Source organism: Streptomyces sp. NPDC007983 (assembly GCF_042958345.1).
In the GTDB taxonomy this organism is placed as follows: Bacteria; Actinomycetota; Actinomycetes; order Streptomycetales; family Streptomycetaceae; genus Streptomyces.
The window spans coordinates 115,704-140,442 of sequence record NZ_JBIBJI010000011.1; the positions used below are offsets into that span (position 1 = coordinate 115,704).

Consider the following 24,739-nt stretch of genomic DNA (forward strand, 5'->3'; position numbering starts at 1 on the left):
TGATCTTCTGTCGTACGTATAAATACGACAATCCACCCATTTGCCCCTCGTGAGTGCGGAGTGAAACGTGTTCCCTCACCGACGTCACCGAACGGCGATATTCGTGGCCGCTCTGCTCGCCACCGCAACGGCCACCGCGTGCGGCAGTGGCGGCGGGCCCGCCACCGGCCGCGCCGAGCAGAAGCCCTCCGAGACAGCGGGCGTGGAACGCGCCGAGCCCGGGAAGAAGTTCACCCTGGTGGCGACCGGCGATCTCCTCGCCCACGCCTCCGTCATCCGTCAGGCGCGCGCGGACTCCAGCGGCGAGGGCTACGACTTCCACCGCATGCTCGTCGGCGCCGCGCCCGTGGTCGCCAAGGCCGACCTGGCGATCTGCCACATGGAGACGGTGTACGGGGCGGCGGGCGGGCCGTTCACCGGATATCCCACGTTCAAGACCCCGCCCCAGATCGCCGAGGCGATCAGCAAGCTCGGCTACGACTCCTGCTCCACGGCCTCCAACCACACGCTGGACGCCGGGACGGAGGGCGTGACCCGCACCCTCGACGCCCTCGACAAGGCCGGTGTCCGGCACACCGGATCGGCCCGGTCCGCCCGGGAGAGCACCGCCCCGGCCCTCATGGAGGCCGGTGGCGCCAAGGTGGCCCAGCTGGCCTACGCGTACGGCACCAACGGCATCCCGGTGCCCGAGGGGAAGCCCTGGATCGTCAACCTCATCGACGCCGATCGCATCATCAAGGACGCCCGGGCCGCCCGCCGCGCCGGGGCCGATGTGGTCGTGGTGTCCACGCACTGGGGCACCGAGTGGCAGGAGGCGCCGGACAAGCTTCAGCTGTCCCTTGCCAAGAAGCTCACCGCGTCCCGGAGCCACGGCCGCCGCGACATCGACCTCATCATCGGCACCCATGCCCATGTCCCCCAGGCGTACGAGAAGGTCAACGGCACCTGGGTGGTCTACGGCATGGGCGACCAGGTCGCGGGCGTGATGCCGGACGAGCGCGGGCAGATGGGCTCGGCGGCCCGCTTCACCTTCGCCCCGCCCACCGCGCAGGGCAAGCCGTGGGAGGTGGAGAAGGCGGAGTTCATCCCGCACGCCGTGGACAACGACCCGATCACCGTGGTCAACCTCCCCCGGGCGCTGGAGAAGAGCCCCGGCAACAGCCGCTACACCCACGCCCTGTCCACCATCCAGGAAGCGGTCCTCAGCCGGGGCGCGAAGAAGGACGGCCTGACCATGGGGCGCTGACGGTCAGGTGGCCGCGGGCTCCTGCTCGATGTGGAACGCCAACGTGTCGTTCTCCACGTCGACTTCGACCGGGCTGTGCGGCCGCAGCTCACCGCCGAGCAGCATCCGGGAGAGCGGATTGTCGACCTCACGCTGGATCGTACGGCGCAGCGGGCGGGCGCCGTACTCCGGCTGGTGGCCGTGGCGGGCCAGCCAGTCGACCGCGGCGGGGGTGAAGTCGACCGGGATGTCCTGGGCGCGCATCCGGCGGCGGGTCTCCTCCAGCAGCACATCGGTGATCTGGCGCAGTTGTTCGTCGGCGAGCCTGCGGAAGATCACGATCTCGTCGATGCGGTTGAGGAATTCGGGCCGGAAGTGTTCGCGCAGCGGGCGCAGCACCCGTTCGCGACGGGACGCCTCGTCGGCCTCGGCGTCGCCGCCGCCGAAGCCGAGGACGGCGCCGCGCCCGGTGATGGCCTCGGAGCCGAGGTTGCTGGTCATGACGATGACGGTGTTCTTGAAGTCGATGGTGCGGCCCTGGGCGTCGGTCAGCCTGCCGTCGTCGAGCACCTGGAGCAGGATGTTGAACACGTCCGCGTGGGCCTTTTCCACCTCGTCCATGAGCAGCAGCGCGTACGGCTGTCTGCGCACCGCCTCGGTCAGCTGTCCGGCCTCCTCGTGGCCGACGTATCCGGGTGGCGCGCCGACGAGTCTGCTGACGGTGTGCTTCTCCTGGTATTCGCTCATGTCGAGGCGGACCATCCGGTCCTCGCTGCCGAAGAGCGCCTCGGCGAGGGCGCGGGCGAGTTCGGTCTTGCCGACGCCGGTGGGACCGAGGAAGAAGAAGCTGCCGCTGGGGCGGTGGGGGTCGGCGAGTCCGGCCCGGGAGCGCAGCACGGCGTCGGCGACCGCGGCGACGGCCTCCTCCTGGCCGATGACCCGCTTGTGGAGGTGTTCCTCGAGGCCGAGCAGCCGTTCGCGCTCCTCCTGGGTGAGGCTGCTGACGGGGATGCCGGTCTGCCGGGAGACGATGTCGGCGATGTCCTCGACAGTGACTTCGGAGACCCGGGAGCCGTGGAACTGGGTGCCGGAGCCCTCGGTGATACGGGCGCCGAGTTCGGCGATGCGGTCGCGCAGGGCGGTGGCGCGCTCGTACTGCTCGGAGGCGACGGCCTGGTCCTTGTCGCGGGTCAGCTGTTCGAGCTCGCGTTCCAGGGCGCGCAGATCGGTGCCGCGGGCGCTGGAGCGCAGCCGTACCCGGGCGCCGGCCTGGTCCATCAGGTCGATGGCCTTGTCCGGGAGGAAGCGGTCGGCGAGGTAGCGGTCGGCGAGTTCGACGGCCGCGAACAGTGCCTCGTCGGTGTAGCGGACCTGGTGGTGTGCCTCGTGGCGGTCGCGGAGCCCGTGCAGGATGGAGACGGCGGCCGCGGGGGTGGGTTCGGGGACCATGATGGGCTGGAAGCGGCGGGCGAGCGCGGCGTCCTTCTCGATGTACTGGCGGTACTCCTGGAGTGTGCTGGCGCCCATGACGTGCAGCTCGCCGCGGGCGAGGGCGGGTTTGAGCAGATTGCTGGCGTCCATCGTGCCGCCCTCGGAGCCGCCGCCCGCGCCGACGACGGTGTGCAGTTCGTCGATGAAGATGATGAGTTCGTCGGAGTGGTCGCGGATCTCGTCGATGATGGCGGTGAGGCGCTGTTCGAAGTCGCCGCGGTAGCGGGTCCCGGCCACGATGCCCGCGAAGTCGAGCTGGATGACGCGGCGGCCGAGCAGGATGTCGGGGACGTCGGCGTCGGCGATGCGCTGGGCCAGTCCCTCGACGACGGCGGTCTTGCCGACGCCCGCCTCGCCGATCAGGACGGGGTTGTTCTTACCGCGCCGGGCCAGCACCTCGATGCTCTGCTCGATCTCCTCGTCGCGGCCGATAACCGGGTCGACGCGGCCCTCCCGGGCCAGGTCGGTCAGATCGCGGCCGTACCGGTCGAGGGTGGGGGTGCCGCGGCGGTCCGGCACGGGCCGCTGGTCGGTGCCGGGGCCCGGGGCGGGGCGGCCGGCCGGGGGTGCGCCGCGGGGTTCGAAGTGGGCGGCGTGGAGGATCTGCCCGGCGGTGGAGTCCCGGTTGGCGGCGAGGGCGATAAGTACGTGTTCGGGGCCGATGTACGAGGAGCCGCGGGCCCGGGCGATCTCATGGGCGTCGAGCAGCGCCCGCTTGACGGCGGGCGTGACGGCGACCGAGCCGCGTGGTGGGCCGTCCCCGGCCTGCCGGTCGATTTCGGCGGCAAGCTGGTCGGGGTCGGCCCCGGCGCGGGAGACCATGGTGCGGGTGGGCTCGGCGCTGAGCGCCGCCCGCAGCAGATGTTCGGTGTCGAGGTCGGTGCTGCCGTGTTCCGCCGCGTATGACGCGGCGGAGGAGACGAGATGGCGTGCGGTCTCGCTCATCAGCCGGCCGAAGTCGACATGGCGATCGGACCGCTGCCCGCCGGGCCCGGTTCCGAGGAAGCGTGCGAGGAAGTCGCCGAGTGGGTCTGGCCCGAAGTCGTCAGGGCCGTCGTTCCCGCTGCCCATATCACCACTTTAGCGGTGGTTCGCGCTACGGTCAGCTTTCCGGGTGGCGGCGTTCGAGGACGACCAGGGCGGCGTCGTCGCCCTGGTGGCCGCCGATGTGGGCGAGCAGGTCACGGCGCAGATGGTCCACGAACCCCCGGGGCCCCTTCCCGTCCCAGGTGTGGAGCCGTTCGGTGAGCGGGTAGAAGGTGCCGTCGGCGTCGCGCGCCTCGATCACCCCGTCGGTGTACAGGAGCAGCAGATCGCCGGGTTCGAACGGGTAGTCCTCGACCCGGTAGCGGCCGACCCCCAGGTGGCCGAGGCCGAGGGGCAGTGCGGGGGCTCGCCCTTCGAGGGCCTTGATGGTGGAGTCGCGCAGCAGGAACGGCGGCGGGTGTCCGCAGTTGACCATCCGTACCACCGGCTGGTCGTCGGGGATCTCCAGCACGGCGGCGGTGACGAACGACTCCCCCGCCCCCGGCGCCCGGTCGGTGGGTTCGGTGCGTTCCGCGGACAGGGCGGCGTCCAGGTGCGAGACGAGTTCGGGCAGCGGTACGGGCCAGTGGGCGATGGCGCGGAAGGCGCCGAGGACCAGTGAGGCGTCCGCGACGGCGGTGAGGCCGCTGCCGCGCACATCGCCGATGATCAGGCGGGTGCCGTACGAGGTGCGGGCCGCCGCGTACAGGTCGCCGCCTATCTCCGCGCCCGGCTCGGCGGCAAGGTACACGGAGGCGATCCGCAGCGGGCCGACGCGCTCGGGCAGCGGGCGCAACAGGACCTTCTGCGCCACGTCGGCCACCGCCCGGACCCGGCTCAGCTCGCGGGCGTGCCGGTCGAGCACGGCGCGGAACAGCACGATGAGGGCGGACACCGAGATCAGGGTGAAGAGCTCGGCCATCCGGTTGGGCGCGGTCAGCCGGTCCTGCCCGGCGTTGATACCGATCTGGGCGCCTATCGCCACCAGTCCGATACTGCCCGTGAGCAGCGGTCCGGCGAAGGACGCGGTCATGGCGGGGGCGGCGATGAGCAGAGGGCTGAGGCGGACACTCGCCGGAGTGAACACATCGCCGAGCACGATCAGGACGATGAGTGCCAGGGGGATCGCGACCAGGGCCCGTCTCCCCTGTTGCCCTGGCCGGCCGAGTTCCGGGGCACCCTGCCGAATATCCACATCTACTACTTACGCCTCTCCCTGCCTCCTGCGCCACCCCCGTTTCGTCACAGCCCGCCGGGTCAGCGGATGCCGAACCGGCGGCGTGCGATCGCCACGGCGGCCAGGCTGACGGCGGCGAGAGCGGTCAAGTACCAGGTGACGGCGAGTTTGTCGCCGGTGAGGTCGACGAGCCAGACGATCACGACGGGGGTGGTTCCGCCGAAGAGCATCACACCGATGTTGTAGCTGATCGACATCCCGGTGGCGCGGCTGGAGCGCGGGAACAGGTCGGACAGCAGGGCGGGCAGCGCCCCGAAGTATCCGGCCTTCAGCAGGCCGATCAGGAACATCACGGTGAGCATCACCCCGAATCCGGGGTGTGCCACGAGGAAGGCGAACACGGGGCGGATCAGCAGCAGGATCAGCGCGGCGGAGGTGGCCATGACGCGGATCCGGCCGGTTTTGTCGGAGAGGTGCCCGACCAGGGGTGTCACGACCGTGAGGACGGCGCCGGTGACCATGGTCGCGGCGAATCCGGTGGAGGCGGGCAGGTCGAGTTCCTTGACGGCGAAGACCGGCATGTAGGTGATCAGGTAGGTGATGGCGGTGGAGACGGCGAGGGCGGCGATAGCCAGCAGGACGCGCCCCTTGTGGTGGCGCAGCACCTCCGCCACCGGGCCGTGCTCGGGTCCGGTGTCCTCCGCGGAGACCGGGACCTCGTCCACGTAGCGCCGGATGACGTAGCCGACGGGCCCGATGAGCAGGCCGAAGAAGAACGGCACCCGCCAGCCCCAGGACTCCATCTGTCCGGTGCTGAGCGTGCTGGAGAGCACGGTGCCGAAGGAGGCGGCCAGCAGGGTGCTGATGCCCTGGCTGGCGAATTGCCAGCTGGACATGAAGCCGCGCATCCGGGGCGCGTGCTCGACCAGGAACGCGGTGGCGCTGCCGAATTCGCCGCCCGCCGAGAAGCCCTGGATGAGCCGTGCCAGCAGGATGCCGAACGGTGCGGTCAGGCCGATGGCCGCGTACGTGGGCATGACCGCGATGAGCAGGGTGCCGAGCATCATCAGCTTGATCGACAGCATCAGCGCGGCCTTGCGGCCGACCCGGTCCGCGTAGCGGCCGAGGACGACGGCGCCGAGCGGGCGTACCAGGTACGAGATGCCGAAGGTGCCGAACGCCAGCAGCAGCGAGACGGTGTCGTCGGTGGAGGGGAAGAACAGCTTGGCGATGGTGGCGGCGAAGAAGCCGTAGATCGCGACGTCGAACCATTCGAGGGCGTTGCCGACCGATGCGGCGATGATGACGCGATGCGGCTTGACCGGGGTGTCGGGGCCGGCGGGGCCGGTCGCCTCGGAGGCTGTGGTGGTTCCGGGGTTCGTCGCGTCCACGGCGGGCTCCAGGGGTGTGCGGGTCCGTGTGAGGTCAGGCGTGGGGTGTCAGGTCCCCGGTGGTGTCCCCGAGGTCCCAGAACAGGCCGGCCATGATCTGGAGCGCTTCGCGGGCGAGCGGCGCGAGCAGGTGCTCGTCGGGCGCGTGCTGGGCGCAGGCGGGGTAGGAGTGCGGCACCCATACGGTGCACAGGCCCAGCTCGTCGGCGAACGCGTCGTTCGGGATGGTGCCGCCGAGGTTGGGCAGGATGGCGGGCGGGGCGCCGGTGGTGCGCTCCACCGAGCCCGCGGCCCAGCGCACCCAGGGGTGTTCGGGGTCGGTGCGGGTGGCGGGCATGGTGCGGCCCACCTCGACGTCGACCATGGGGTAGCCGTGCTGGTCGAGGTGGTCGCGCAGGGCCTTGCCGAGGTTCGCCACGTCGGTGCCGACCACGAACCGCAGCTGGCAGTGGGCGACGGCGGTCCCGGGGATGGCGCCCACGGGCTTGTCCGGGTTTCCGGCGCCGAGGGCGAGCACCTCGAAGGTGTTCCAGCCGACCAGCCGCTCGGCCGGGGTCAGCCCGGGCTCGCCCCAGTTCTCGTCGATGTCCGGATCCTCTGCGCCGCCGCCGACCGGGAGGCCGGCCAGCGCCCGCCGCACGGCGTCCGGGATCGCGGGCGGCAGCAGCGCGGGGACCAGGATGCGGCCGCGGCCGTCGACGATGGTGGCCAGCGCGCCCGCGAGGACGGTGGCGGGGTTGCGCAGCAGCCCGCCCCAGTTGCCGGAGTGGTGGGCGCCCTCGCGCAGGTTCACGCGCAGGGTGAGGTTGGCGCCGCCGCGTGAGCCGAGGAACAGGGTGGGGCGCTCCGCGTGGACGCGGGGGCCGTCGGAGGCGATCAGCAGATCGGCGGCGAGGTCGTCGCGCAGGTCGGCGCACAGGGCGCGCAGCCCCGGGGAGCCGCACTCCTCGCCGGTTTCGATGAGCACCTTGAGGTTGAAGCCCAGCCGGCCGCCGCGGGCGCGCAGTACGTGCTCCAGGGCCGCGAGGTTGACGGTGTGCTGACCCTTGTTGTCGGCGGCGCCGCGGCCGTACCAGCGCTCGTCCTCCACCACCAGGCGCCAGGGGTGGAGGCCGGTGCGCCACCGGTCCGCCTCGGCGGGGACGACGTCGGCGTGTCCGTAGGTGAGGACGGTCGGCAGGCCCTCGCCCTCGTGGCGTTCGGCCACCAGGAAGGGGCCGTGGCCGGGGGCAGGGTTGTCCACGATGCGGGCGGTGGCGCCCAGTCGTTCGACGGCCGGGACGATTTCCTCTTCGAGATACGTACGCAAGGGGCGGAGCGATGCCGGATCACCGCTCTCGGTGGGGAGGGCGACCCGTCGTGACACATCCGCGAGAAACGCGCCGGAGTCGAAGTAGTCGCAGGCATGCTGGATTGCTGCGGAACGCGTCACCGAGGGCCTTCCTTATCGCGGGTTCGTCCTTCGGGAAAATGAATTCCGATAGGACGGCGGCATGACGCCGGTATGACGACAGAAGGCTAGTGAGCGGTCTTCGGGCGCACAATTGTCGGTCCGAGAAGGCAGCATTGCCCGTGCGGCAAGGCGGCCCTGGTCTCGTGGGTGGACGGCCGGGCGGGTAGGGTCACCCGGCATGCATCTGTCCGGGACCTCGCTGCGCTGCTTCCTGGAGGTCGCGCACACCGGTTCCATCAGCCAGGCGTCGGCGCGACTGCATGTGGCGGCCTCCGCCATCAGCCGCCGGATCGCCCGGCTGGAGCACGACATCGGGGTCCCGCTGTTCGAGCGGCAGCCCCGGGGCATGGTCCTCAGCGAGGCCGGTGAACTGCTCGCCGCGTACGCCCGGCGCAGTCGGCTGGAGTCCGAGCAGATCGTTGCCGACCTGCGCGGACTGGGCGGGCCTTACCGCAGCACCATCCGGCTGGCCGGTTCCGAGGGCTTCGGCCGGGACGTCCTGCCGGAGGCGGTCGTCACGTTCCGCGAAAGCCATCCCGGGGTACGGTTCCGGCTCCGGGTCACCTCGCCGACGGGCGCCACCCAGGAGGTCCGGGACGGGGCCGCCGATCTCGCGCTCACCTATTCACTGGGCCCCGAAGAGGGCATAAGGGTGGAGTACGCGCAAACGCATCCGATCCACGCCCTGATGCCCGCAGGACATCCGCTGGCGGAACGGGACGAGATTTCGCTCGCCGATCTGCTGCCCTATCCGCTGGCGCTCATGGAACAGGGCACGACGGTACGGCAGCTCTTCGATATCTGCGTCGCCGCGGAAGGCCTGGAATTCGAGCCCGCCTTCATCAGTAATTACTCCGGGGCGCTGGATGGTTTTGTCCGCAAGAACGGCGGGGTCACGCTGGCCGGATATCTGACCTACCGGGGCAGACTGGACGCCGACGGACTGGCCGCGGTGCCGCTGGTCAACCCCGAGCTGTCACGGCGCAGCGTCCAGATCCAGTCCATGGCCCGCCGCACCCTGCCCGCCGCCGTCTCCGCCTTCCTCAACCATCTGATCCGGCGCCTGGAGACGGCGTGATCGCTGAGGCGGTCAGAAGGGGTAGTGGGCCTGCTCGGTGGCCAGGGTGATCCAGCGGGTGTCGGTGAACGCCTCGATGCCCCAGCGGCCGCCGAAGCGCCCGTATCCCGACTGCTTGATGCCGCCGAACGGGGCCTGGGGTTCGTCCGCCACCGACTGGTCGTTGATGTGCACGATGCCGGTGCGGACGCGGCGTGCGACCCGCAGCCCATGTGTGCCGTTCTCGGTGATGATGCCGCAGGTCAGCCCGTGGTCGGTGGCGTTGGCCAGGGCGATGGCCTCGGCGTCGTCGGCGAAGGTGGCGACCACGCACACCGGGCCGAACGCCTCGGCGTGGTAGAGGTCCATGTCCTCGGTGACCCCGCTCAGCACCGTGGCCGGGTGGACCGAGCCCTCGGGGTCCCCGCCGCCGGTGAGCACGGTCGCGCCCTTGGCCGCCGCGTCCCGTACGAGCGCCGCCACCCGCTGCGCCGCTTCGGCGCGCACCAGCGGGCCGACCACGGTCGAGGGGTCGGCGGGGTCGCCGCAGGGCAGCGCCGCGACCTTGGCGGTGAACTTCGCGGTGAACTCTTCCGCGAGACTTTCGTGGACGAGGACGCGGTCGCCCGACATGCAGATCTGGCCGGAGTTCATGAATACGCCGAAGGCGGCGGCGTCCACCGCGTAGTCCACATCGGCGTCGTCCAGCACGATGATGGCGTTCTTGCCTCCCAGCTCCAGGACGGCGGGCTTGAGATGGCGCGCGGCGTGGGCGCCGATGACGCGGCCGACACCGGTGGATCCGGTGAAGTTCACCATCCGCACCCGCTCATCCGCGATCAGGGCCTCGGCCACCTCGGCGGCGTCATCGGGGGCGTTGGTGACCACGTTGAGCACACCGTCGGGCATCCCGGCGTCGCGCAGGACATCGGCGACGAAGAGCCCGCAGGCCAGCGGCGCGTCCTCGCTCGGCTTCAGCACCACGGTGTTGCCCGCCGCGAGCGGGGCCGCGACCGAGCGGACACCGAGGATGACCGGCGCGTTCCACGGGGCGAAGGCGGCGACGACACCCATCGGTTCGCGCACGGCGAGGCCCAGCGCCCCGGCCTCCTGGGCGCTGAGCACATCGCCGCGCGGCGCGGTGATGGCGGCGGCGGCCTCGCGCAGGATGTTGGCGGCCAGCGCCACGTTGAAGTGGGCCCAGGGCGCGGTGCCGCCCGCCTCGTGCCGCATGATCTCCGCGGCCTGCGCGGCACGGGACTCCAGCAGGTCAGCCGCCGTGAGGAAGATCTTCCGGCGGGCGAAGGGGGCCATCGCGGCCCAGTCCGGGAAGGCCGCGTCGGCCGCGGCCACCGCGCGCGCCACGTCCTCGGGCCCGCCGGCCGCCACGGTGGCGTACACCTCGCCGGTGTACGGGTCGAGGTCGTCGGCGGTGCGGCCCGAGGCGGCCGGAGTGTCCTTGCCGCCGATCAGCAGGTCGCGGGTGATGGTCATTCCGGTGTCCTTCGCTATCGCGTGCCGAACAGCCTGTGCGCGCAGTGAACTTGGGTTCACCGCGGATGTGCGCGCCAGTCTCCGTCGCCGTTTCGAGATGTGTCAATCGAGAGCCGTGTCAACGAGGGCGGCCGACCGCCGCGCCCGCCGCCCCGGCCATCGCACTCCCCCGGCCGAGGTGACCGCCACCACCCCCAGCAGGGCGAGCGCGGCGGCGGGGGTGAGCACGGCCCAGGGCGCCCGCTCGGCGTAGGGGTGGTTTTCGGCGAGGAGCCGCCCCCACTCGGGGGACGGCGGCTGGGCGCCGAGGCCCAGGAAGCCGAGGGAGGCCAGGGCCAGCGCCACGGCGGGCAGCCGCAGCAGCGCGTGGCGCGCCACCGGCGGCAGCACGGCGGGCAGCAGATGGCGGCGGAACAGATGGCGGCGGCCCGCGCCGAGGGCGCGCGTCGCGGCGAGGTGGGTGGCGGCGCGCTCCTGGTTCAGCAGGGCGGCGGTGTGCGCGGCCAGGGGCGCCCAGGCGACAGCGGCGACGGCGAGGGCGGGCGTGTACGGACCGGCCCCGGCCGTGCCCGCGACCAGCAGCCCGGCGAGCACGGGCGGTACGGCGTTGGTGGTCTCCACGAGCCCGCCCGCCAGCCGGGGCACCATGCCGAGCAGCAGCCCCACGGCCAGAGCGCAGGCGCTCACCGCGAGGGCGAGGGCGAGGGTGGCGAGGGCGCCGTGCCCCACCCGGGCCAGCAGATCGCGGCCGAGCGCGTCCGTACCGAACGGGTGCTGCCAGGACGGGCCGTCGAGGCGGGCGGTGGTGTCCAGGGCCATAGGGTCGCGGAGCGCGCCGAGGGCGACGACGGCCAGCAGGACGGCCCCGTACAGCAGGGGCAGCGCGCGGGCGGGCGGCCCGGACGGGTGGTGGAGGGTGGGCAGTTCACCGTCGCGCAACGCCGGGCCGAGCAGCAGCCGGGCCGCGAGGCGGGCGAGGCCACCGGCGGCGGTGGCGAACACGATGAGTACGAGGGTTCCGGTCTGGAGGACCGGCAGGTCCTGGGCCAGGGCCGCCTGGAGGGTGAGCCGGCCGAGGCCGGGGATGTCGAAGACCTGCTCGACGGCGACCGCGCCGCCGGTGAAGCCGACCACGAACAGGCCCAGGTTGGGCAGCACCCCGGGGACGGCCCGGCGCAGCGCCTGCCGGGCGATGCGCCGGGCGGGGAGGCCGCGCGCGGCGGCGGCCCGCACCCAGGGCTCCGCGAAGGCGCCGGGCAGGACGTCGTCCAAAATGCGGCCGAGCGCCGCGCCGACGGGCAGGCCGAGCGCGAGCGCGGGCAGCGGCATCCAGGGCCAGCCGTACCAGCCGACGGCGGGCAGCCAGCCGAGCCGCACCCCGATGACGGCGGCCAGGACGGAGGCGATCAGGAACTCCGGCAGCGCGGCGAGGAGCGCGCCGCCGCTGCCCGCGCCGCGCGGCAGTGGCCGTCGCCGGGCGCCGCGCCACAGGGTGCGCGCGCACACCGCGCCGGCCGTGGCGACCGCCACCGTCAGCGCCCCGGCCATCAGCAGCAGGGAGCAGCCGAGGGCCTGGGCGACCATGGGGGCCACGGCCGTGCCGGAGAGCCAGGACGTGCCCGCGTCGCCGTGGGCCAGCCCGCCGAGCCAATGACCCAGGAGGTGCAACGGCCCGGCGTCCAGGTCGAGGTCGCGGCGGATGGCGTCCAGTACCTCGGGGGTGGGATCGCGGTCGGCCGCGCGGGCCTTGAGCACGGTGCGGGCGGGGTCGGTGCGGGACAGCCAGGGCAGCAGTCCGATGCCGCACAGCAGCAGGAGGGCGAGCGCGGCGCGCCACAGCGCGCTCGCCGCGGTGGACGGTCCGCCGGTGGTGGTGGCCGCGGTGCGGCGTATGCCGGTCAACGGTGCGTACCGGGGCCGATGAGGGTGCGCTCGTACGGGTCGAGCTGCACTCCCCGTACCGAGCTGCCGACGCCGTGGATGATGCGCTGATGCACCAGCGGTACGACGGCGTCGGTGCGGAGGATGGCGGTCTGGGCGTCGAGCGAGGCGCTGTGCCGCTCGTCGGTGTCGGCGCGGGAGTCGGCCTCGGCGACGGCCCGGTCCACGGCCTTGTCGCACAGCCCGGCCAGGTTGTAGCTGCCGTGGCAGGTGAAGTCGCTGGCGAGGTAGGACACGGGGTCGCCGGTGTCGAGCATGGTGTTGCGCGCGGCGACGACGGCGTCGAACTTGCCCGCGAGCGCGTCGCTCTCCAGCCGGGAGTACTCCCGGACCTCCAGCTTCACCGTGAATCCGGCCTTCTCCAGCTGCTGTTGCAGCACCTGGGCGGCCTCGGGCAGCTCGGGCCGGTTGTCGTAGGTGCCCAGGGTGATGGAGGTGTTCTCGGCCCGCGCGGCCGCGGGGCGTCCCGATGGCGCGGGGTGTTCGCCCGTGGCCCAGGAGAGGGCGGGGCCGAACACGCCTTGGCCGGGGTCGGCGTGGCCTTCGTACACGCCCCGCGCGAGCACGCCGGGCTTGGCGGCCTCGCGGGCGGCGGCGCGGACCTTCGGGTCGGCGAAGGGGCCGGACCGGGTGTTGAGGAAGAGGGCGGTGGTACGGGCGGTGGGGACTTCCCGGACGGTGGGCTTGTCGAGGGTCGCCGCCTGGGAGACCGGCACGGCCTCGGCGATGTCCGCCTCGCCGGTGCGCAGGGCGTTGGTGCGGGCGGTGCCGTCGGCGATGAAGCGGACGTCGATGCCGGAGGCGTGGGCGAGGCCGCCCCAGTAGTCGTCGAAGCGGTTGAGGGTGGCCCGGGTGGCACCGGCGGACCGGCCGAGTTCGAAGGGCCCGGTGGCGGTGCCGACCGGGTCGGGGGCGGCCGTCCTGCCGTGCGCCTTCGGGGAGCCGTACGCCTTCGGGGAGAGGATGGCCAGGCTCGGGCTGGAGAGCGTGAGCGGCAGCGCGGGGTACTCGGCCTCGGTGGTGAGCCGGACCCGCTGCTTCCCCGCGGGCCTGGCGGTGAGCTCGACCCCGGAGAGCGCGGCGGGCACCGGGTCGGCGTGCGCCGCGCTGTTCAGGGCGCCCGCGACGGCCTTCGAGGTGACGGCGGTGCCGTCCTGGAACCGGGCCTCGCGCAGGGTGAACAGCCAGCCGCGGCGGCCCTCCCGGGTCCAGGACTCGGCGAGCGCGGGCGACGCGGAGCCGTTGCCGTCCAGGCGGGTCAGCCCTTCGGTGACACCGAGCCGGCTGAGCAGGGTGGCGTCGGCGCCGTACGGGGAGAAGCGCTCGGCGGGCGGGAACGCCATCGCGACCCGCAGCCGGTCGCCGCCTCCCATGCCGGAGCCCCCCGTCGCGTCGTACGCCGTGCCGTCCGGGGAGGCGAAGCAGCCGGAGAGCAGCGGGGCGAGCAGCAGAGCGGCGGCCGTCCGGCGGCGGACAGGGGGCATGGGTCAGGTTCTCCAGATGCTGCGCGGAGCGGGAAGACCGAGGCTACATGATAATCATTTCCATCAACCTCACGGGGTTCGGCCAGGCGGTCAGGCCATCGGGACCTCGAAGTGCAGGACCCGGCCCTCCCCCGGCTCCTCCCGCTCGTCACACACGGCCTTCCCCAGCGCCCGCCAGAACGGCTCGGCGCCGGGCACGGCCGGGTCGGTGTGCAGATAGACGGCGCGGTACCCTCCGTCGGCCGCGGCGAAGTCGAGCAGCGCGCGCACCAGCCGACGGGCCAGCCCCTGGCGGCGGTACTCGGGCCGTACGTACACCCGGCGGAGCTGGGCGGTCTCCCCCGACGGGTACCGCTCCGCCAGCCACGCGGGGTTGGGAGGATGGGCCGGACCCCGGGAGTCGAGGGCCGCGGTCCCGGCGACCGTCCCGTCCCGCTCGTCCACCGCGACCAGCAGCGTGTGCCGCGGCGACCACAGATAGGCGGCGCCGGGATCGATGATGTCGGCGTGCCAGCGCGGCACGTATCCCGTCCCGAAGTCGCGGTAGACGGTGTCGAGCATCACGCCGCGGGCGGCGTCGAGGTCGTCGGCTGTCGCGGTCCTGATGCTGAATTCATGCACCTGCAGATCGTACGCAATAAGCCCCCGGCGCGATCAACCGGCCGTCACGGCCTGGCAGGCCGTGACGGCCCGCCAGGCCGGCTCAGGGCGCGGGAGGGGGCGGATCGCGCGAGTGCGCGCATCGGCGCGGAGGGGAAACGGCTCAGCCCTGGGCCACCGTGAGCACGATCTTGCCTCGGATGTGCCCTCGGGCGGCGCGCTCGTGCGCCGCCCGGGCGTCCGCGAGCGCGAACGTGCTGTCCACCTCGACGCGAACGGTGCCCGCGTCGAGCAGGCGCCCCAGTTCGGCGAGTTGCGTGCCGTTCGAGCGGACCTGGGTGGCCGTGACCGTGACACCCAGCTCCGCGTTCTCCTCGTCGTCGAACTCGCCGAAGTACACCGGGTAGAGGGACCCGCCGCGCTTGAGGGTGCGCAGGAAGCGCCTGCTGCCGGGGCCCCCGACGGTGTCCAGGACGAGATCGACGTCGCGGACGGATTCCTCGGGCGGCTCCTTGGTGTAGTCGATGAACTCGTCGGCGCCGAGCTCGCGCAGGAACGTTTCGTGGGCGCCGGAGGCCACGGCGATGACCCGGGCCCCCTTCCACTTGGCCAGCTGGAGGGCGAGGTGTCCCACGCCACCGGCGGCGCCGTTGATGAGCACCGTGGTCCCGTCGCCGAGAGCCATCGGGCGGTGCCGGGCCTCCTGGAACGGCGAGGGATGGTCATGGCCGAGCTCGATCAGGAACTGCCACGCCGTCAGCCCCGACATGGGCAGCCCGGCTGCGTGCACATGGTCGATGGCGGCCGGCTTGCGGGCGAGGTCGGACGCCGGCGCGGTGACGAACTCGGCGTACGCGCTGCCCTGGAGAACGGTGGGGAAGCGCACAAGGCCGATCACCTCGTCTCCGACCGCGAAGCCGCTGACGTCGGCGGCGACGGCTGCCACGACGCCCGAGACGTCGGTCCCCGGAATCAGGGGGAGATCGAAGGGGGGCTTGAGCTCGGGAGGTACGTCGGGCATTCCCTCGCGCGCGTACCAGTCGGGCGGGTTGAGGCCGACCGCGCACACGCGGACGAGCACCTCACCCGGCCCGGGTTCGGGGACCGGCGCCTCCTCGTAACGCAGCACCTCGGGGCCGCCGAACTCGTGCAGCCGGATCGCCCTCATCGTGTGTGTCGGCATCATTTTCTCCTACCCCTACCAGGGGATACGCTGATCGGATCAGCGATCCGGTTACCCGGACCACTGATCCGAATATATGGACCACTGATCCGGATAGTCAAATAGTCAAGAGGGGCAGATGCGGGCCGACGCCAGGAAGAACCGGGACCACCTACTCGCCGTCGCGGGCGCCGCCATCACCGAGCAAGGCGTCGACGTATCGCTGCGCGACATCGCACGCAGGGCCGGTGTGGGGCTCGCGACGCTGCTCCGTCACTTCCCGACGCGCGAGGCGCTGCTCGAGGCCCTGCTCCACACCAGCTTCGACGAGCTGACGGCGAAGGCGGACGAGCTCGAGACGTCGGGCTCCCCCGAAGACGCTCTCGTCTCCTGGCTGCGCGACTGCGTCGCGTGGACAACCGAGTACCGGGGCGTGACCGTGCTGATGGCGGCCGCCATCGAGGACACCGAGTCCGCACTCCACGCTTCGTGCGTCACCTTGCGCGCGGCCGGCACGCGGCTTCTCACCCGCGCTCAGGCCGCGGGCTCGGCGCGGACGGACATCGATGGCACCGATCTGTTCGCGCTGATCGCGGCGCTCGCATGGCTCGGCGATCAGCCCTCGCTCGCGCCGCGCGCCGGTCACCTCTTCGACGTGGTCGCGAGCGCGATCCTGACGAGCGAGGGACTAGACCGCCGCACCGATGTCTCCCACGGCCGGTGACGGCTCGTCGGCGAGGTACGGCGGTGCGGGCTCGTACTGGATGTAGCGGCGTACGGCGCGGGCGTGGTCGACACCGTGGAGGCGGCCGACGAGCCACAGCGCCATGTCGATCCCGGCCGAGACGCCCTGACTGGTGAGCAGGGTGCCGTCCACGACGTACCGCGCGTCGCGCACCACCGTGATGTCGCCGCGCGCCTCCAGGGTGTCCTCGAAGAGATGGTGGGTGGCGACCCTGCGGCCGCGCGCCGGGCCCGCCTCGTGCAGGAGCAGCGCCCCGGTGCAGACGCTGGTGGTCCAGGTGGCGGCCGCGGAGGTGCGGCGGATCCAGTCGGTGACCGCCGGGTTGGACACCTCGCGGCGGGTGCCGTTGCCACCCGGCACCAGCAGGACGTCCAGGGGCGGGTGATCGTCCAGCGTGTGGTCCGGCAGCACCCGCATGCCCTTGTTGCAGCGGACGGCCCCGGGCCGTTCGGCGATGAGGACGGCGGTGTCGGCGTGGTCGCGCAGCATCGAGGAGACGGTGAACACCTCCCAGGGGCCGGTGAAGTCGAGTTCCTCGGCGCCCTCGAAGACCAGCAGTCCGTACGTCGTCATATCTGCTCCTCGGTGGACCGGAATCGGTCCCGGTAGTCGGACGGCGCGACGCCGACATGCCGGTGGAACGCGCGGCGCAGGGTCTCGGCGGTGCCGAAGCCGTATCGCCGGGCGATGGTCTCGACGGGGTCGTCGCCCCCGGCGAGCGCACGCTGCGCCGCCTCCACGCGCACGCGCTCCACATAGGCCGCGGGCGGGGTGCCGAGTTCGGCGGTGAACCTGCGCTGCAGATGGCGGGGGCTCAGCCCGGCGCACGCGGCCAGTTCGGCGATGCCGTGCCGGGCGCCGGGGTCGGCGTGGATCGCGGACACCACGGCGCGCAGGGAGTCGGTGGCGGGCTGCGCCGACCGCAGCCCCACGCTGAACTGGGACTGGCCGCCGGGGCGACGCAGGAACAGCACCATCTCGCGGGCGACGGCGTGGGCCACTTCCCGCCCCAGATCCGCCTCCACCAGGGCGAGCGCGAGATCCATCCCGGCGGTCACCCCGGCCGAGGTCCACACCCGGCCGTCCCGGATGAAGATGGGGTCGGGGTCGACCCGCAGGCCGGGGTGTTCCCGGGCGAGCTGCTCCGCGCGCCCCCAGTGGGTGGTCACCCGGAGCCCGTCGAGGAGTCCGGCGGCGGCGAGCAGGAACACCCCGCTGCACACCGAGGTGATCCGGCGGGCACCGGCCGCGGCCTCGGCGATCCACCCGGTCAGCGCCGGATCGTGGCACGCCCGGTCGACCCCGGTGCCGCCCGCCACCACCAGGGTGTCGACGCCGCCGGGGTCGAGGTCGGCCACTCCGTGCGCGGCGTGCACCGGCAGTCCGCTGGACGACGCCACGGGCCCCGGGCGGGGCGCCACGATCTGGCGGCGGTAGCCGCCCGCGAGGGTGCCGGCGTACTGGAACACCTCATGCGGGCCGGTGAGATCGAGGGACTGGAACCCGTCGAAGATCACGAAAACGATGCGTCGCTCGTTCACCCCTCCAGGCTGCGTTCCCGCCCGTCATGGCGTCAACGACACATACCCCACACATCGCGCCATGCCGTGCGCAGGGACCGCAGGAACCCGCTGCGGCGCGGCACCGGGGCGGGCACGGCCGTACGGGGCGGCCGGGCGGCAGGGGGCGACGCGGCGGTACGGGGCGGCGAGCTCGCGGGCGGCGTGGACACGGGGAGGGCCTCGGCCGGCTCGATCGGGGGTGCGGCGGCGTCGGACTGGGCGGGGACGGTGGACCGGCGTGCGGCTTCGGCGCGTACCAGTGCACCCATGGCGGCGTAGACGTCGATGGGCATGCGGGGGCTCCTGCGGTGTCGGACGGCGGTTGGCTGATCCGGGGCAGGCCGTACCGCACCCGCGCTCCGCCCGTGCGGCGGCGGCGCATACGGGAGATGCGGGAGGGGTGGGGGTTACGGAACGGCCCGGGGCCCGCTCAGCAGCGCAGAACGACGTCCCGTGCGGGGAGCCGGCGGGACGCGGCGTCGGCGGCGGAGCCGGACACGGCAGTGGCCGCCGTACGGTCCGTGGCGCGAGCGCGGTCGACGGCGACGGCGAGGTGCAGGGGCGCCGTGGGGAGGGACCGGTGGGAGCCGACCGCGGTGGCGCAGGCGTTCCCGGGATGACCGGCCGGGTGGCGGCCCAGCTCGTGGGCGGCGCGGGCGGCCGGGCGCGGGGCGGGCGGATCGTCCTCCTCCGACGCCGCGGCCGGTGCCAGGACGCCGGGCCCGCAGCGGTTCGCGGAGGGCGGCGGCGGATGGACGGCGCCGAGGGTGAGCAGGCCGTGCAGCAGGGTGATCGCCAGCAGCGCGACCATCAGGACGGTGCACGGCCGGCCGGGGGCAGCGCGGCGGTTCGTCTCACGGCCGTGCACCATGCGGCCTCCCTCGCTGGTCTCCTTCCAGAGAACCGCGAAGAGCGGAAGCAAGCACTCCGATAGCCCGAAAGAGTCGGGCATTTCACCCGTGTCGGTTACCTCCTCGAACGCGCATACCCGCGCGTTTCGAGGAGGCGCGTGCCGGGAGGGCGTCAGTCCGAGGTCGTGGCGCCGGGGTCCGGCAGCGCGTCGAGCAGCGCGGTCGGCGCGGCCTGCCGCCAGGAGTCGACGAGGATGTCCCGCAGCTCGTCGCGGTCCTCCAGGGCGGCGAGCCGCACCCGCACCCAGGCGAAGCCCGCCTCGTGGTCGGCGATCCAGAACTTCTCCGGCTCGGCGAGCGCGAGTTCGTCCCGCTCCACCTTGGGACACCGGACGGCCATCGAGGTCTCGTCCTCGGGGAGCGTGGCGAACATCTTCCCGGCGACCCGGAAGGTGGGCATCGACCAGGCGATCTTCTCGGTGGTCTGCGGCAGCGACAGCGCGATCCGGCGGACATCGTCAGGCGTGATCATGGCATGACCGTAGAGCACACCACCGACAACGCCACCGGGAACGCCAGGCGGGATCCTAGCTGTCGTACACGTACGGCGTGGTGGTGGTCAGCGGCACGAAGCCGAGCCGCTCCAGGATCGGGCGGCTCTGGTCGGACGCGTCGACCTGCAGATAGCGGTAGCCGCGCTCGGCGGCGATCCGGGCGCGGAAGGCGATCAGGGCCCGGTACAGGCCCCGGCCGCGCCACTCCGCCACGGTGCCGCCGCCCCACAGCCCGGCGAAGTCCGCTCCCGGGGGCAGTTCCATCCGGGCGGCGCTCACCGGCCGGTCACCGGCCATGGCCACGACCGGGACGACCGTGTCCGGCGCCTCGCGCAGCCGGGTGAGCAGCCGGTGCCTGAGATGGCCGCTGTCGGTGCCGAACGCCCGAGCGTGGACGTCCACCATGAGGTCCACCCCCGCGGCGTCGGTGACACGGAGCAGCCGTAGGCCTTCGGGGAGTTCGACGGCGGTGGGCAGGTCCCGCACGGGTGCGACCATCACCGTCTCCTCGGGCTCGGCGGCGAAACCGGCCTCCGCGAGCCGCCCGCCGAGGTCAGCGGGCCGGTCATGGGCGTACAGCTTCCACTCGAAGGCGTGCCCCCGGGCGGCGAAGTACCGGATCTGCGCCGCGATCGCCACGTCCGCCGTGAAGGCGTCCAGATCCGACCAGCGGACGCCGTTCCAGTCGTCCGCGGCGCCGGTCTGCCGCACCACCCCGTCCACGCGCTCGACCCGGGTCCCGGGTTCGTCGGCCCGCGCCCCCTGTCTCAGCTGCCGGTCGAACAGCTCCCGTACTTCGTCAAGGTCCATCCGGTCACTCCAGCACCGGGGGTTCGCACCCGCAACCGGTTTATCGGCGGGGCCACTTGACCGGCCGGGGCCGGCCGTACGGTCAGGCCAGCAGGCCGCCGAGCCGTTCCACGGCGGCCGGGGCTTCCCGGCGCAGCGCGGCCAGGTCCAGGCCCTCGTCGCCGAGGATCACCAGCAGGGCCTGTTCGCCGACGGCCAGGACGACGCTGTAGCCGCCGTTGCACCGGGTGACCACTTCGCGCAGGCTGCCCAGCCCCACTTCGGCGGCGGAACGCTTGCCCAGCGCGAGCGAGGCCGCGGAGAGGGCGGCCAGGGACTCCGGCTGCACATTGGCGGTATCGGCGGCCACCAGCAGCCCGTCGGTGGTGGCGATGATGCTCTCGGAGATGCCCAGGACCTGCCCGCGCAGACCGGTCAGTTCCTTGACGAGGTCACCGGACGACGCGCCGGCGGCGGGTGGGGGGTTGGTCATGGGGGTCCTCCTCGGACTCCGTCGGGGCTCGCCGTCGCCGCGGCTGTGGGCTGCGGCTCCGGACTGCGGCCATGAGCTGCGGCCATGAGCTGCGGCTGTGATGCGAGCCGGTGGAACTCCTGAAACCCGCGGTGATTCCACGGGGGAACACGACCCACGGACACCCGGTGCCCGTGGAAGTTGCTGTCCGCGCCGGGATCAGCCGGCGCTCTCCGGCCGCCGGTCGGCCGGGGTGCGTCTGGGCAGTCCGCCACCGGTGGGGGCCACGGCGCGCGGGGGCTCCGCACCGGGGTCGCGGGGCGCGACGCGGGGCGCGGTGGCCGGAGCCTGCGGGGGCTCCGGCTGGATGAGCTGAAGCGCCTTCATACGGGAGATGTCGAGCATCACCGCGTAGACGCCGCGGCCCAGCGCGAAGGCGATGTCCCGGGGTGTCCGGCGTCCGTCGGCGCTGAGGAGGATGTCGCGGTAGCGGGCGGAGAGCCGTCCGATCCCGGCGGTGGCCCGGGCGGACGGCCGGATCCGCTCCTGGCCGAACTCCCGCACGGAGCCAAGGGACTTGGCCAGCTGCCGCACCCGGCGGCTGGTCTCCTCGGTGAGCCGCCTGGGGTCGGTGCCCTCTTGGTGGCTCAGCCGGGGGCCGGGGGTCTCCCGGTCGACCTGCCAGCTGTCGGGGGTGCTGAGCGCCATGGCGAAGGCGGCGTCGTAGAGGGCGCCCACGCACAGGACTTCGAGTTCGGCGGCGCCGATGTGGCCCTGTTCGACAAGCGTCGCGTCGAGCCGTCCGCCGGGGCCTGCCGCGGTGCAGGCGGCGTCCCACTCCACCTCGCCGATCCGACGGGACTTCAGCAGCAGCGCCTCCACGGTGGGCGCCCCGGGGGTCTCGATCGCGCGGATCGCCCCGTGGTGCAGATGAATCGTCCCGCCGATCGACCCGGAGACGACCACGGCCCCGCTGAAACGATCCTGCTGGAGCGAGAGCAGCAGGCCGGGGACGTTGCGCGGCGACGTGCGATGGCGCTCGGTGCCGTCGCTCATGTCAGCACGGCCTTGGCCTGATCGGCCATGTGCCGCATGGCGAGGGCGAGATTGGTGCGGTCGCGGTCGGCCGAGGCGCACAGCAGCAGCGGGTCCTGGCCCCGCGGCACCACCTGGGTGATGTGGTGGAAGCGCGAACTGGTGACGACCACGCTCTCCAATTCCCCCGCCGCGCCCGCCTGGTTCAGCCGGTCGCTGATCAGGTTGACCGTTTCCGCGAGTTCGTCGCTCCGGCCGACGGCGTCGGCGTCCCCCACCGTGGCGTAGTGGAGCCCGGTGACCGCGTCCACGAGACGGACGCCCACCACTCCCGGAGACGCGAGCGCTCCGGAGAGCGCCGCTTCGGCTGCGTTCACCTGTGACCTTTCGCTGCGTACCATCCGGCACGTTAGTTTAAGCATCATCTTGCACAACTTGGACCACTCGGCTACTAGTTATGGTTCCCGAGCTATCGTCTGGTGACAGCTTTGGTACCAACGGGACAACGGGCCCCGGCTAGCAGCCATGCGTCAGCCATGCGAAGGAAGCACATGAACATCGAGAGCGCCCTCAAAGAAGCGATGGCCATCGACGGGGCCCTGGGGGCCGCGCTCGTGGACTACGAAAGCGGCATGTCGCTCGGGTCGATCGGCGGGGGTCAGGAACTCGACCTCGAAATCGCCGCGGCGGGCAACACCGAGGTCGTCCGGGCCAAGGTCCGCACGCTCGCCACCCTCGGCATCACGGACGCCATCGAGGACATCCTGATCACGCTGGGGACGCAGTACCACCTCATCCGCCTGATCTCCGGCAGCCATGGGTCACTCTTCCTCTACCTGGCCCTGGACCGCTCCCGGGCCAACCTGGCGCTCGCCCGCCACGGGCTGAAGCGCATCGAGAACGAGCTGGCCGTCTGATCCCCTGAACCATGACCGACCTCGACGTACTCAGGGTGTTCTGCGGTCCCCGCGGCCACGGCGGCAATGAACTCGGCGTGGTGCGCGACGGCCGCGCCGTGACCGGTGAGCGGGAACGGCAGGAGCTGGCCGCCCGGCTGGGCTTCAGCGAGACCGTCTTCGTCGACGATCCGGAGCGCGGTGTCGTCGACATCTACACCCCGAGCGTCCGGCTGCCCTTCGCCGGTCATCCGCTGGTGGGCGTCGCCTGGCTGCTGGACCTCCCCGAGCTGCTTCCGCCCGTCGGCGAGGTTCCGGCCCGCCAGGACGGCGAGTTCACCTGGATCGGCGGCCACCCCGCATGGGCGCCCGGTCGGCGCACCGAGCGGTACGCCTCCCCCGCCGAGGTCGACGCCCTTCCCTCGCCTCCGGAGGGCGAGGGCTGGTTGTACGCGTGGGCCTGGCAGGACGAACCGGCGGGCCGGGTGCGCGCCCGCGCCTTCCCGCGCCGCGGCGACGGGATCGTGGAGGACGAGGCCACCGGCGCCGCCGCCCTGGTTCTCTCCGGTGAGCTGGGGCGCGCACTCAACATCACGCAGGGCGAGGGCTCCCAGATCCTCACCAGCCCCCAGCCGGACGGCTCCATCGAGATCGGCGGCCGGGTCGCCCTCGCCGAGGTCCGCTCGCTGTGACCACCCGAGAGCGCCACACACCGCCCCTGCCTCAGTAGAAGTGGCGCAGCGCGGGCCATAGTTCCGGCCAGGGCCGGGCCGTTCCCGTACACAGCACGACCGCGGCGTGCTGTTCCTCGTTGTCCACGCCGTGGCGGTTGTCGACCCGGGCCACCTGGCGGCAGCCGGTGAAGTGGCGGGTGACGCGGTCGCTTCCGTCCTGGTGGACCAGCAGCACCGGGCCGTCGGCGGAGGTGGGAGGCGGGCCCCAGTCGGCGTAGCTCATATGGCCGGAGTAGGGGCGGGGCAGCCCGTGGCGCGGGCCGTAGCGGGTGAGGGCGCCCGCCTCGCCGTAGTTCTCGGCGAAGATCACGGCGTGGGCGCGCCGCTCGGCGGGGATCCGGGACCAGCCGGTCCCGACCGCGTCCACCAGGGCGGGCCAGCCGATCTGTTCGCCCTGCTCCGGATTGACGGCGTTCACCACGGACAGTCCGCCGGGCGGCAGCAGCGGAAGGGAAAACAGGGCGCTCATCGCGGCGGAGACGGCCACGGCCGCCGCCACCGCCACGGTCCGGGCGGTGCGGGCGGTCCGGGTCATCCATCCGGCGACCGGCTCGCAGCCCGCCGCCAGGAGGACGAGGAGCAGCGGAAGCGCGTAATACGGTTTGCCCCCGGTCAGCAGCACCAGCGCGCACAGCAGCGGATACGCGAGGGCCATGGCGCGGGCCCGGCGCAGCGCGGGGTCGCGCCACAGCCGCCGCCAGCCCGCGATCCAGACGGGTACGAACAGCGGGGACAGATAGACGATCTGCTGCGGGACGAACATCAGCCGGTTCTCGGCGCCGTCGTCCGAGCTGATCCCGCCGGCCACCGTCAGCTGCGGCCAGCCGTGAGCGGCCTGCCACCATACGTTCGGCAGGGCGACGGCCGCCGCGACGGCGGCGCCCGCCACCCACCATCCGCCACGCGACGTACGCCGAGGCCCGACCGCGAGGACGGCCGCCACCAGGACGACGAGCAGCAGCACCACCAGATATTTGTTGAGCAGCCCGATCCCGGCGGCCGCTCCGGCCGCCAACCACCAGCGGCCGTCACCGGTGCGCAGCGCCCGCAGGGCCAGGAGGCAGATCAGCACCCAGGCGAGCAGGTCGAAGGTGGTCGTGGAGACCATGTGCCCGGTGCCCAGGACGATGCCCGAGGCGGCCGCGCAGCACGCCGCCAGCAGCTGCGCCGCGCGGCCCCCGCCCAGCTCCCGGGCCAGGGCGGCGACCAGGACGACGACGGCGGCGCAGGCGAGCGTGGCCGGTACCCGCAGGCCCGCCGGGCTGTTCCCGAAGACGGCGGTGGCCGCCCGGGCGAGCAGCGGGGTCAGCGGGGGCTGGTCCACGTACCCCCAGGCCGGGTGGTCTCCGGCGGCCAGGAAGTACAGCTCGTCGCGGTGGTAGCCGTAGCGTCCGGAGAGCGCGGTGAGCGCCGCGGCGACGGCGGCGGCGATGCCGAGGACCGGACCGGTGGCGAAAGGCGCCGGTGCCGCCCGGTGGCTCGTCGCGGCCATGGCACACCCCCCGGGCGTGCGGCGCCCCCTGCGCCGTCGGCCCGACCGCAGCGTAGCGGCGCGCCGCCGCACCCCGCACCCGGAACGACCGCGTCCCCACCGAGTACG

The 24,739-nt window shown here is 72.9% G+C and carries 24 protein-coding genes; 5 read left to right on the forward strand and 19 right to left on the reverse strand.

The window, feature by feature from the left end:
• Positions 1-67: 67 nt before the first annotated feature.
• The gene (locus tag ACFZCY_RS29620) at positions 68-1,246 is read left to right on the forward strand and encodes a CapA family protein (protein WP_391179860.1); all 1,179 of its coding nucleotides are present in this window, start codon (positions 68-70) and stop codon (positions 1,244-1,246) included.
• 3 nt (positions 1,247-1,249) lie between these two features.
• Here ACFZCY_RS29620 and ACFZCY_RS29625 read toward each other — a convergent pair whose 3' ends face one another.
• The 4 genes from ACFZCY_RS29625 to ACFZCY_RS29640 form a co-directional block, all read right to left on the reverse strand.
• Entirely contained in the window at positions 1,250-3,787 is a 2,538-nt protein-coding gene (locus tag ACFZCY_RS29625) for an AAA family ATPase (protein ID WP_391179863.1), read from the reverse strand.
• Between the two features lie 31 nt (positions 3,788-3,818).
• The gene (locus tag ACFZCY_RS29630; RefSeq protein WP_391179866.1) at positions 3,819-4,937 is read right to left on the reverse strand and encodes a SpoIIE family protein phosphatase; all 1,119 of its coding nucleotides are present in this window, start codon (positions 4,935-4,937) and stop codon (positions 3,819-3,821) included.
• A 62-nt stretch (positions 4,938-4,999) separates the two neighbouring features.
• Positions 5,000-6,310, reverse strand: coding sequence for an MFS transporter (locus tag ACFZCY_RS29635; RefSeq protein WP_391179869.1), 1,311 nt, complete (start codon positions 6,308-6,310; stop codon positions 5,000-5,002).
• Positions 6,311-6,344: 34 nt separating this feature from the next.
• Positions 6,345-7,742 (reverse strand): M20/M25/M40 family metallo-hydrolase, encoded by a 1,398-nt coding sequence (locus ACFZCY_RS29640; protein WP_391179871.1) that lies wholly within the window; start codon positions 7,740-7,742, stop codon positions 6,345-6,347.
• A 199-nt stretch (positions 7,743-7,941) separates the two neighbouring features.
• On the opposite strand from ACFZCY_RS29640, the gene ACFZCY_RS29645 reads away from it, so the two are divergent.
• On the forward strand, positions 7,942-8,841 hold the full coding sequence (locus ACFZCY_RS29645; protein ID WP_391179873.1) for a LysR substrate-binding domain-containing protein: 900 nt from the start codon (positions 7,942-7,944) through the stop codon (positions 8,839-8,841).
• A 12-nt stretch (positions 8,842-8,853) separates the two neighbouring features.
• Here ACFZCY_RS29645 and ACFZCY_RS29650 read toward each other — a convergent pair whose 3' ends face one another.
• The 5 genes from ACFZCY_RS29650 to ACFZCY_RS29670 all read right to left on the reverse strand — a co-directional run bounded on the left by ACFZCY_RS29650 (position 8,854) and on the right by ACFZCY_RS29670 (position 15,522).
• Positions 8,854-10,314: an aldehyde dehydrogenase family protein gene (locus ACFZCY_RS29650; protein ID WP_391179876.1), complete on the reverse strand. Its 1,461-nt coding sequence runs from the start codon at positions 10,312-10,314 to the stop codon at positions 8,854-8,856.
• A gap of 102 nt (positions 10,315-10,416) precedes the next feature.
• Entirely contained in the window at positions 10,417-12,216 is a 1,800-nt protein-coding gene (locus tag ACFZCY_RS29655) for an ABC transporter permease subunit (protein ID WP_391179879.1), read from the reverse strand.
• Positions 12,213-13,739, reverse strand: a complete 1,527-nt coding sequence (locus tag ACFZCY_RS29660) for an ABC transporter substrate-binding protein (RefSeq protein WP_391179882.1) — start codon at positions 13,737-13,739, stop codon at positions 12,213-12,215. Before ACFZCY_RS29660 ends, ACFZCY_RS29655 begins: the two co-directional genes overlap by 4 nt.
• Positions 13,740-13,829: 90 nt before the next feature.
• On the reverse strand, positions 13,830-14,360 hold the full coding sequence (locus ACFZCY_RS29665) for a GNAT family N-acetyltransferase (RefSeq protein WP_391179885.1): 531 nt from the start codon (positions 14,358-14,360) through the stop codon (positions 13,830-13,832).
• A 142-nt stretch (positions 14,361-14,502) separates the two neighbouring features.
• Complete coding sequence (locus ACFZCY_RS29670; RefSeq protein WP_391179887.1) at positions 14,503-15,522, reverse strand: zinc-binding dehydrogenase; 1,020 nt, start codon at positions 15,520-15,522, stop codon at positions 14,503-14,505.
• A 118-nt stretch (positions 15,523-15,640) separates the two neighbouring features.
• On the opposite strand from ACFZCY_RS29670, the gene ACFZCY_RS29675 reads away from it, so the two are divergent.
• Positions 15,641-16,225 (forward strand): TetR family transcriptional regulator, encoded by a 585-nt coding sequence (locus ACFZCY_RS29675; RefSeq protein ID WP_391179890.1) that lies wholly within the window; start codon positions 15,641-15,643, stop codon positions 16,223-16,225.
• Here the strand turns inward: ACFZCY_RS29675 and ACFZCY_RS29680 are convergent.
• The 9 genes from ACFZCY_RS29680 to ACFZCY_RS29720 form a co-directional block, all read right to left on the reverse strand.
• On the reverse strand, positions 16,190-16,819 hold the full coding sequence (locus ACFZCY_RS29680; protein WP_391179893.1) for a DJ-1/PfpI family protein: 630 nt from the start codon (positions 16,817-16,819) through the stop codon (positions 16,190-16,192). The genes ACFZCY_RS29675 and ACFZCY_RS29680 overlap by 36 nt on opposite strands.
• Positions 16,816-17,787, reverse strand: coding sequence for a DJ-1/PfpI family protein (locus ACFZCY_RS29685; protein ID WP_391179896.1), 972 nt, complete (start codon positions 17,785-17,787; stop codon positions 16,816-16,818). Before ACFZCY_RS29685 ends, ACFZCY_RS29680 begins: the two co-directional genes overlap by 4 nt.
• Before the next feature lie 32 nt (positions 17,788-17,819).
• On the reverse strand, positions 17,820-18,101 hold the full coding sequence (locus ACFZCY_RS29690; protein ID WP_391179898.1) for a hypothetical protein: 282 nt from the start codon (positions 18,099-18,101) through the stop codon (positions 17,820-17,822).
• Positions 18,102-18,238: 137 nt separating this feature from the next.
• Positions 18,239-18,679 (reverse strand): hypothetical protein, encoded by a 441-nt coding sequence (locus ACFZCY_RS29695; protein WP_391179901.1) that lies wholly within the window; start codon positions 18,677-18,679, stop codon positions 18,239-18,241.
• A 152-nt stretch (positions 18,680-18,831) separates the two neighbouring features.
• The gene (locus ACFZCY_RS29700) at positions 18,832-19,191 is read right to left on the reverse strand and encodes an MmcQ/YjbR family DNA-binding protein (RefSeq protein WP_391179904.1); all 360 of its coding nucleotides are present in this window, start codon (positions 19,189-19,191) and stop codon (positions 18,832-18,834) included.
• 55 nt (positions 19,192-19,246) lie between these two features.
• Entirely contained in the window at positions 19,247-20,023 is a 777-nt protein-coding gene (locus ACFZCY_RS29705; RefSeq protein ID WP_391179907.1) for a GNAT family N-acetyltransferase, read from the reverse strand.
• Positions 20,024-20,105: 82 nt separating this feature from the next.
• The gene (locus ACFZCY_RS29710; RefSeq protein ID WP_391179910.1) at positions 20,106-20,495 is read right to left on the reverse strand and encodes a roadblock/LC7 domain-containing protein; all 390 of its coding nucleotides are present in this window, start codon (positions 20,493-20,495) and stop codon (positions 20,106-20,108) included.
• 198 nt (positions 20,496-20,693) lie between these two features.
• On the reverse strand, positions 20,694-21,530 hold the full coding sequence (locus tag ACFZCY_RS29715) for a hypothetical protein (RefSeq protein ID WP_391179912.1): 837 nt from the start codon (positions 21,528-21,530) through the stop codon (positions 20,694-20,696).
• Positions 21,527-21,886, reverse strand: a complete 360-nt coding sequence (locus ACFZCY_RS29720) for a hypothetical protein (protein ID WP_391179915.1) — start codon at positions 21,884-21,886, stop codon at positions 21,527-21,529. Before ACFZCY_RS29720 ends, ACFZCY_RS29715 begins: the two co-directional genes overlap by 4 nt.
• 174 nt (positions 21,887-22,060) lie before the next feature.
• On the opposite strand from ACFZCY_RS29720, the gene ACFZCY_RS29725 reads away from it, so the two are divergent.
• Positions 22,061-22,426 carry a hypothetical protein gene (locus ACFZCY_RS29725; protein WP_391179918.1) on the forward strand — a complete coding sequence of 122 codons (366 nt, stop codon included), beginning with the start codon at positions 22,061-22,063 and terminating at the stop codon, positions 22,424-22,426.
• A gap of 11 nt (positions 22,427-22,437) precedes the next feature.
• Complete coding sequence (locus ACFZCY_RS29730) at positions 22,438-23,097, forward strand: PhzF family phenazine biosynthesis protein (protein ID WP_391179921.1); 660 nt, start codon at positions 22,438-22,440, stop codon at positions 23,095-23,097.
• 31 nt (positions 23,098-23,128) lie between these two features.
• On the opposite strand, the gene ACFZCY_RS29735 is transcribed toward ACFZCY_RS29730, so the two are convergent.
• The gene (locus tag ACFZCY_RS29735) at positions 23,129-24,631 is read right to left on the reverse strand and encodes a glycosyltransferase family 39 protein (protein WP_391179923.1); all 1,503 of its coding nucleotides are present in this window, start codon (positions 24,629-24,631) and stop codon (positions 23,129-23,131) included.
• Positions 24,632-24,739 lie beyond the last annotated feature (108 nt).

Bases quoted from the DNA above. Each gene is read 5' to 3' on its own strand.
- ACFZCY_RS29660 (WP_391179882.1), bottom strand. From the start codon at position 13,739: ATGCCCCCTGTCCGCCGCCGGACGGCCGCCGCTCTGCTGCTCGCCCCG.
- ACFZCY_RS29715 (WP_391179912.1), bottom strand. From the start codon at position 21,530: ATGAGCGACGGCACCGAGCGCCATCGCACGTCGCCGCGCAACGTCCCC.
- ACFZCY_RS29700 (WP_391179904.1), bottom strand. From the start codon at position 19,191: ATGATCACGCCTGACGATGTCCGCCGGATCGCGCTGTCGCTGCCGCAG.
- ACFZCY_RS29690 (WP_391179898.1), bottom strand. From the start codon at position 18,101: ATGCCCATCGACGTCTACGCCGCCATGGGTGCACTGGTACGCGCCGAA.
- ACFZCY_RS29730 (WP_391179921.1), top strand. From the start codon at position 22,438: ATGACCGACCTCGACGTACTCAGGGTGTTCTGCGGTCCCCGCGGCCAC.
- ACFZCY_RS29675 (WP_391179890.1), top strand. From the start codon at position 15,641: ATGCGGGCCGACGCCAGGAAGAACCGGGACCACCTACTCGCCGTCGCG.
- ACFZCY_RS29645 (WP_391179873.1), top strand. From the start codon at position 7,942: ATGCATCTGTCCGGGACCTCGCTGCGCTGCTTCCTGGAGGTCGCGCAC.
- ACFZCY_RS29680 (WP_391179893.1), bottom strand. From the start codon at position 16,819: ATGACGACGTACGGACTGCTGGTCTTCGAGGGCGCCGAGGAACTCGAC.
- ACFZCY_RS29705 (WP_391179907.1), bottom strand. From the start codon at position 20,023: ATGGACCTTGACGAAGTACGGGAGCTGTTCGACCGGCAGCTGAGACAG.
- ACFZCY_RS29735 (WP_391179923.1), bottom strand. From the start codon at position 24,631: ATGGCCGCGACGAGCCACCGGGCGGCACCGGCGCCTTTCGCCACCGGT.
- ACFZCY_RS29625 (WP_391179863.1), bottom strand. From the start codon at position 3,787: ATGGGCAGCGGGAACGACGGCCCTGACGACTTCGGGCCAGACCCACTC.
- ACFZCY_RS29695 (WP_391179901.1), bottom strand. From the start codon at position 18,679: ATGGTGCACGGCCGTGAGACGAACCGCCGCGCTGCCCCCGGCCGGCCG.
- ACFZCY_RS29725 (WP_391179918.1), top strand. From the start codon at position 22,061: ATGAACATCGAGAGCGCCCTCAAAGAAGCGATGGCCATCGACGGGGCC.
- ACFZCY_RS29670 (WP_391179887.1), bottom strand. From the start codon at position 15,522: ATGCCGACACACACGATGAGGGCGATCCGGCTGCACGAGTTCGGCGGC.
- ACFZCY_RS29650 (WP_391179876.1), bottom strand. From the start codon at position 10,314: ATGACCATCACCCGCGACCTGCTGATCGGCGGCAAGGACACTCCGGCC.
- ACFZCY_RS29710 (WP_391179910.1), bottom strand. From the start codon at position 20,495: ATGACCAACCCCCCACCCGCCGCCGGCGCGTCGTCCGGTGACCTCGTC.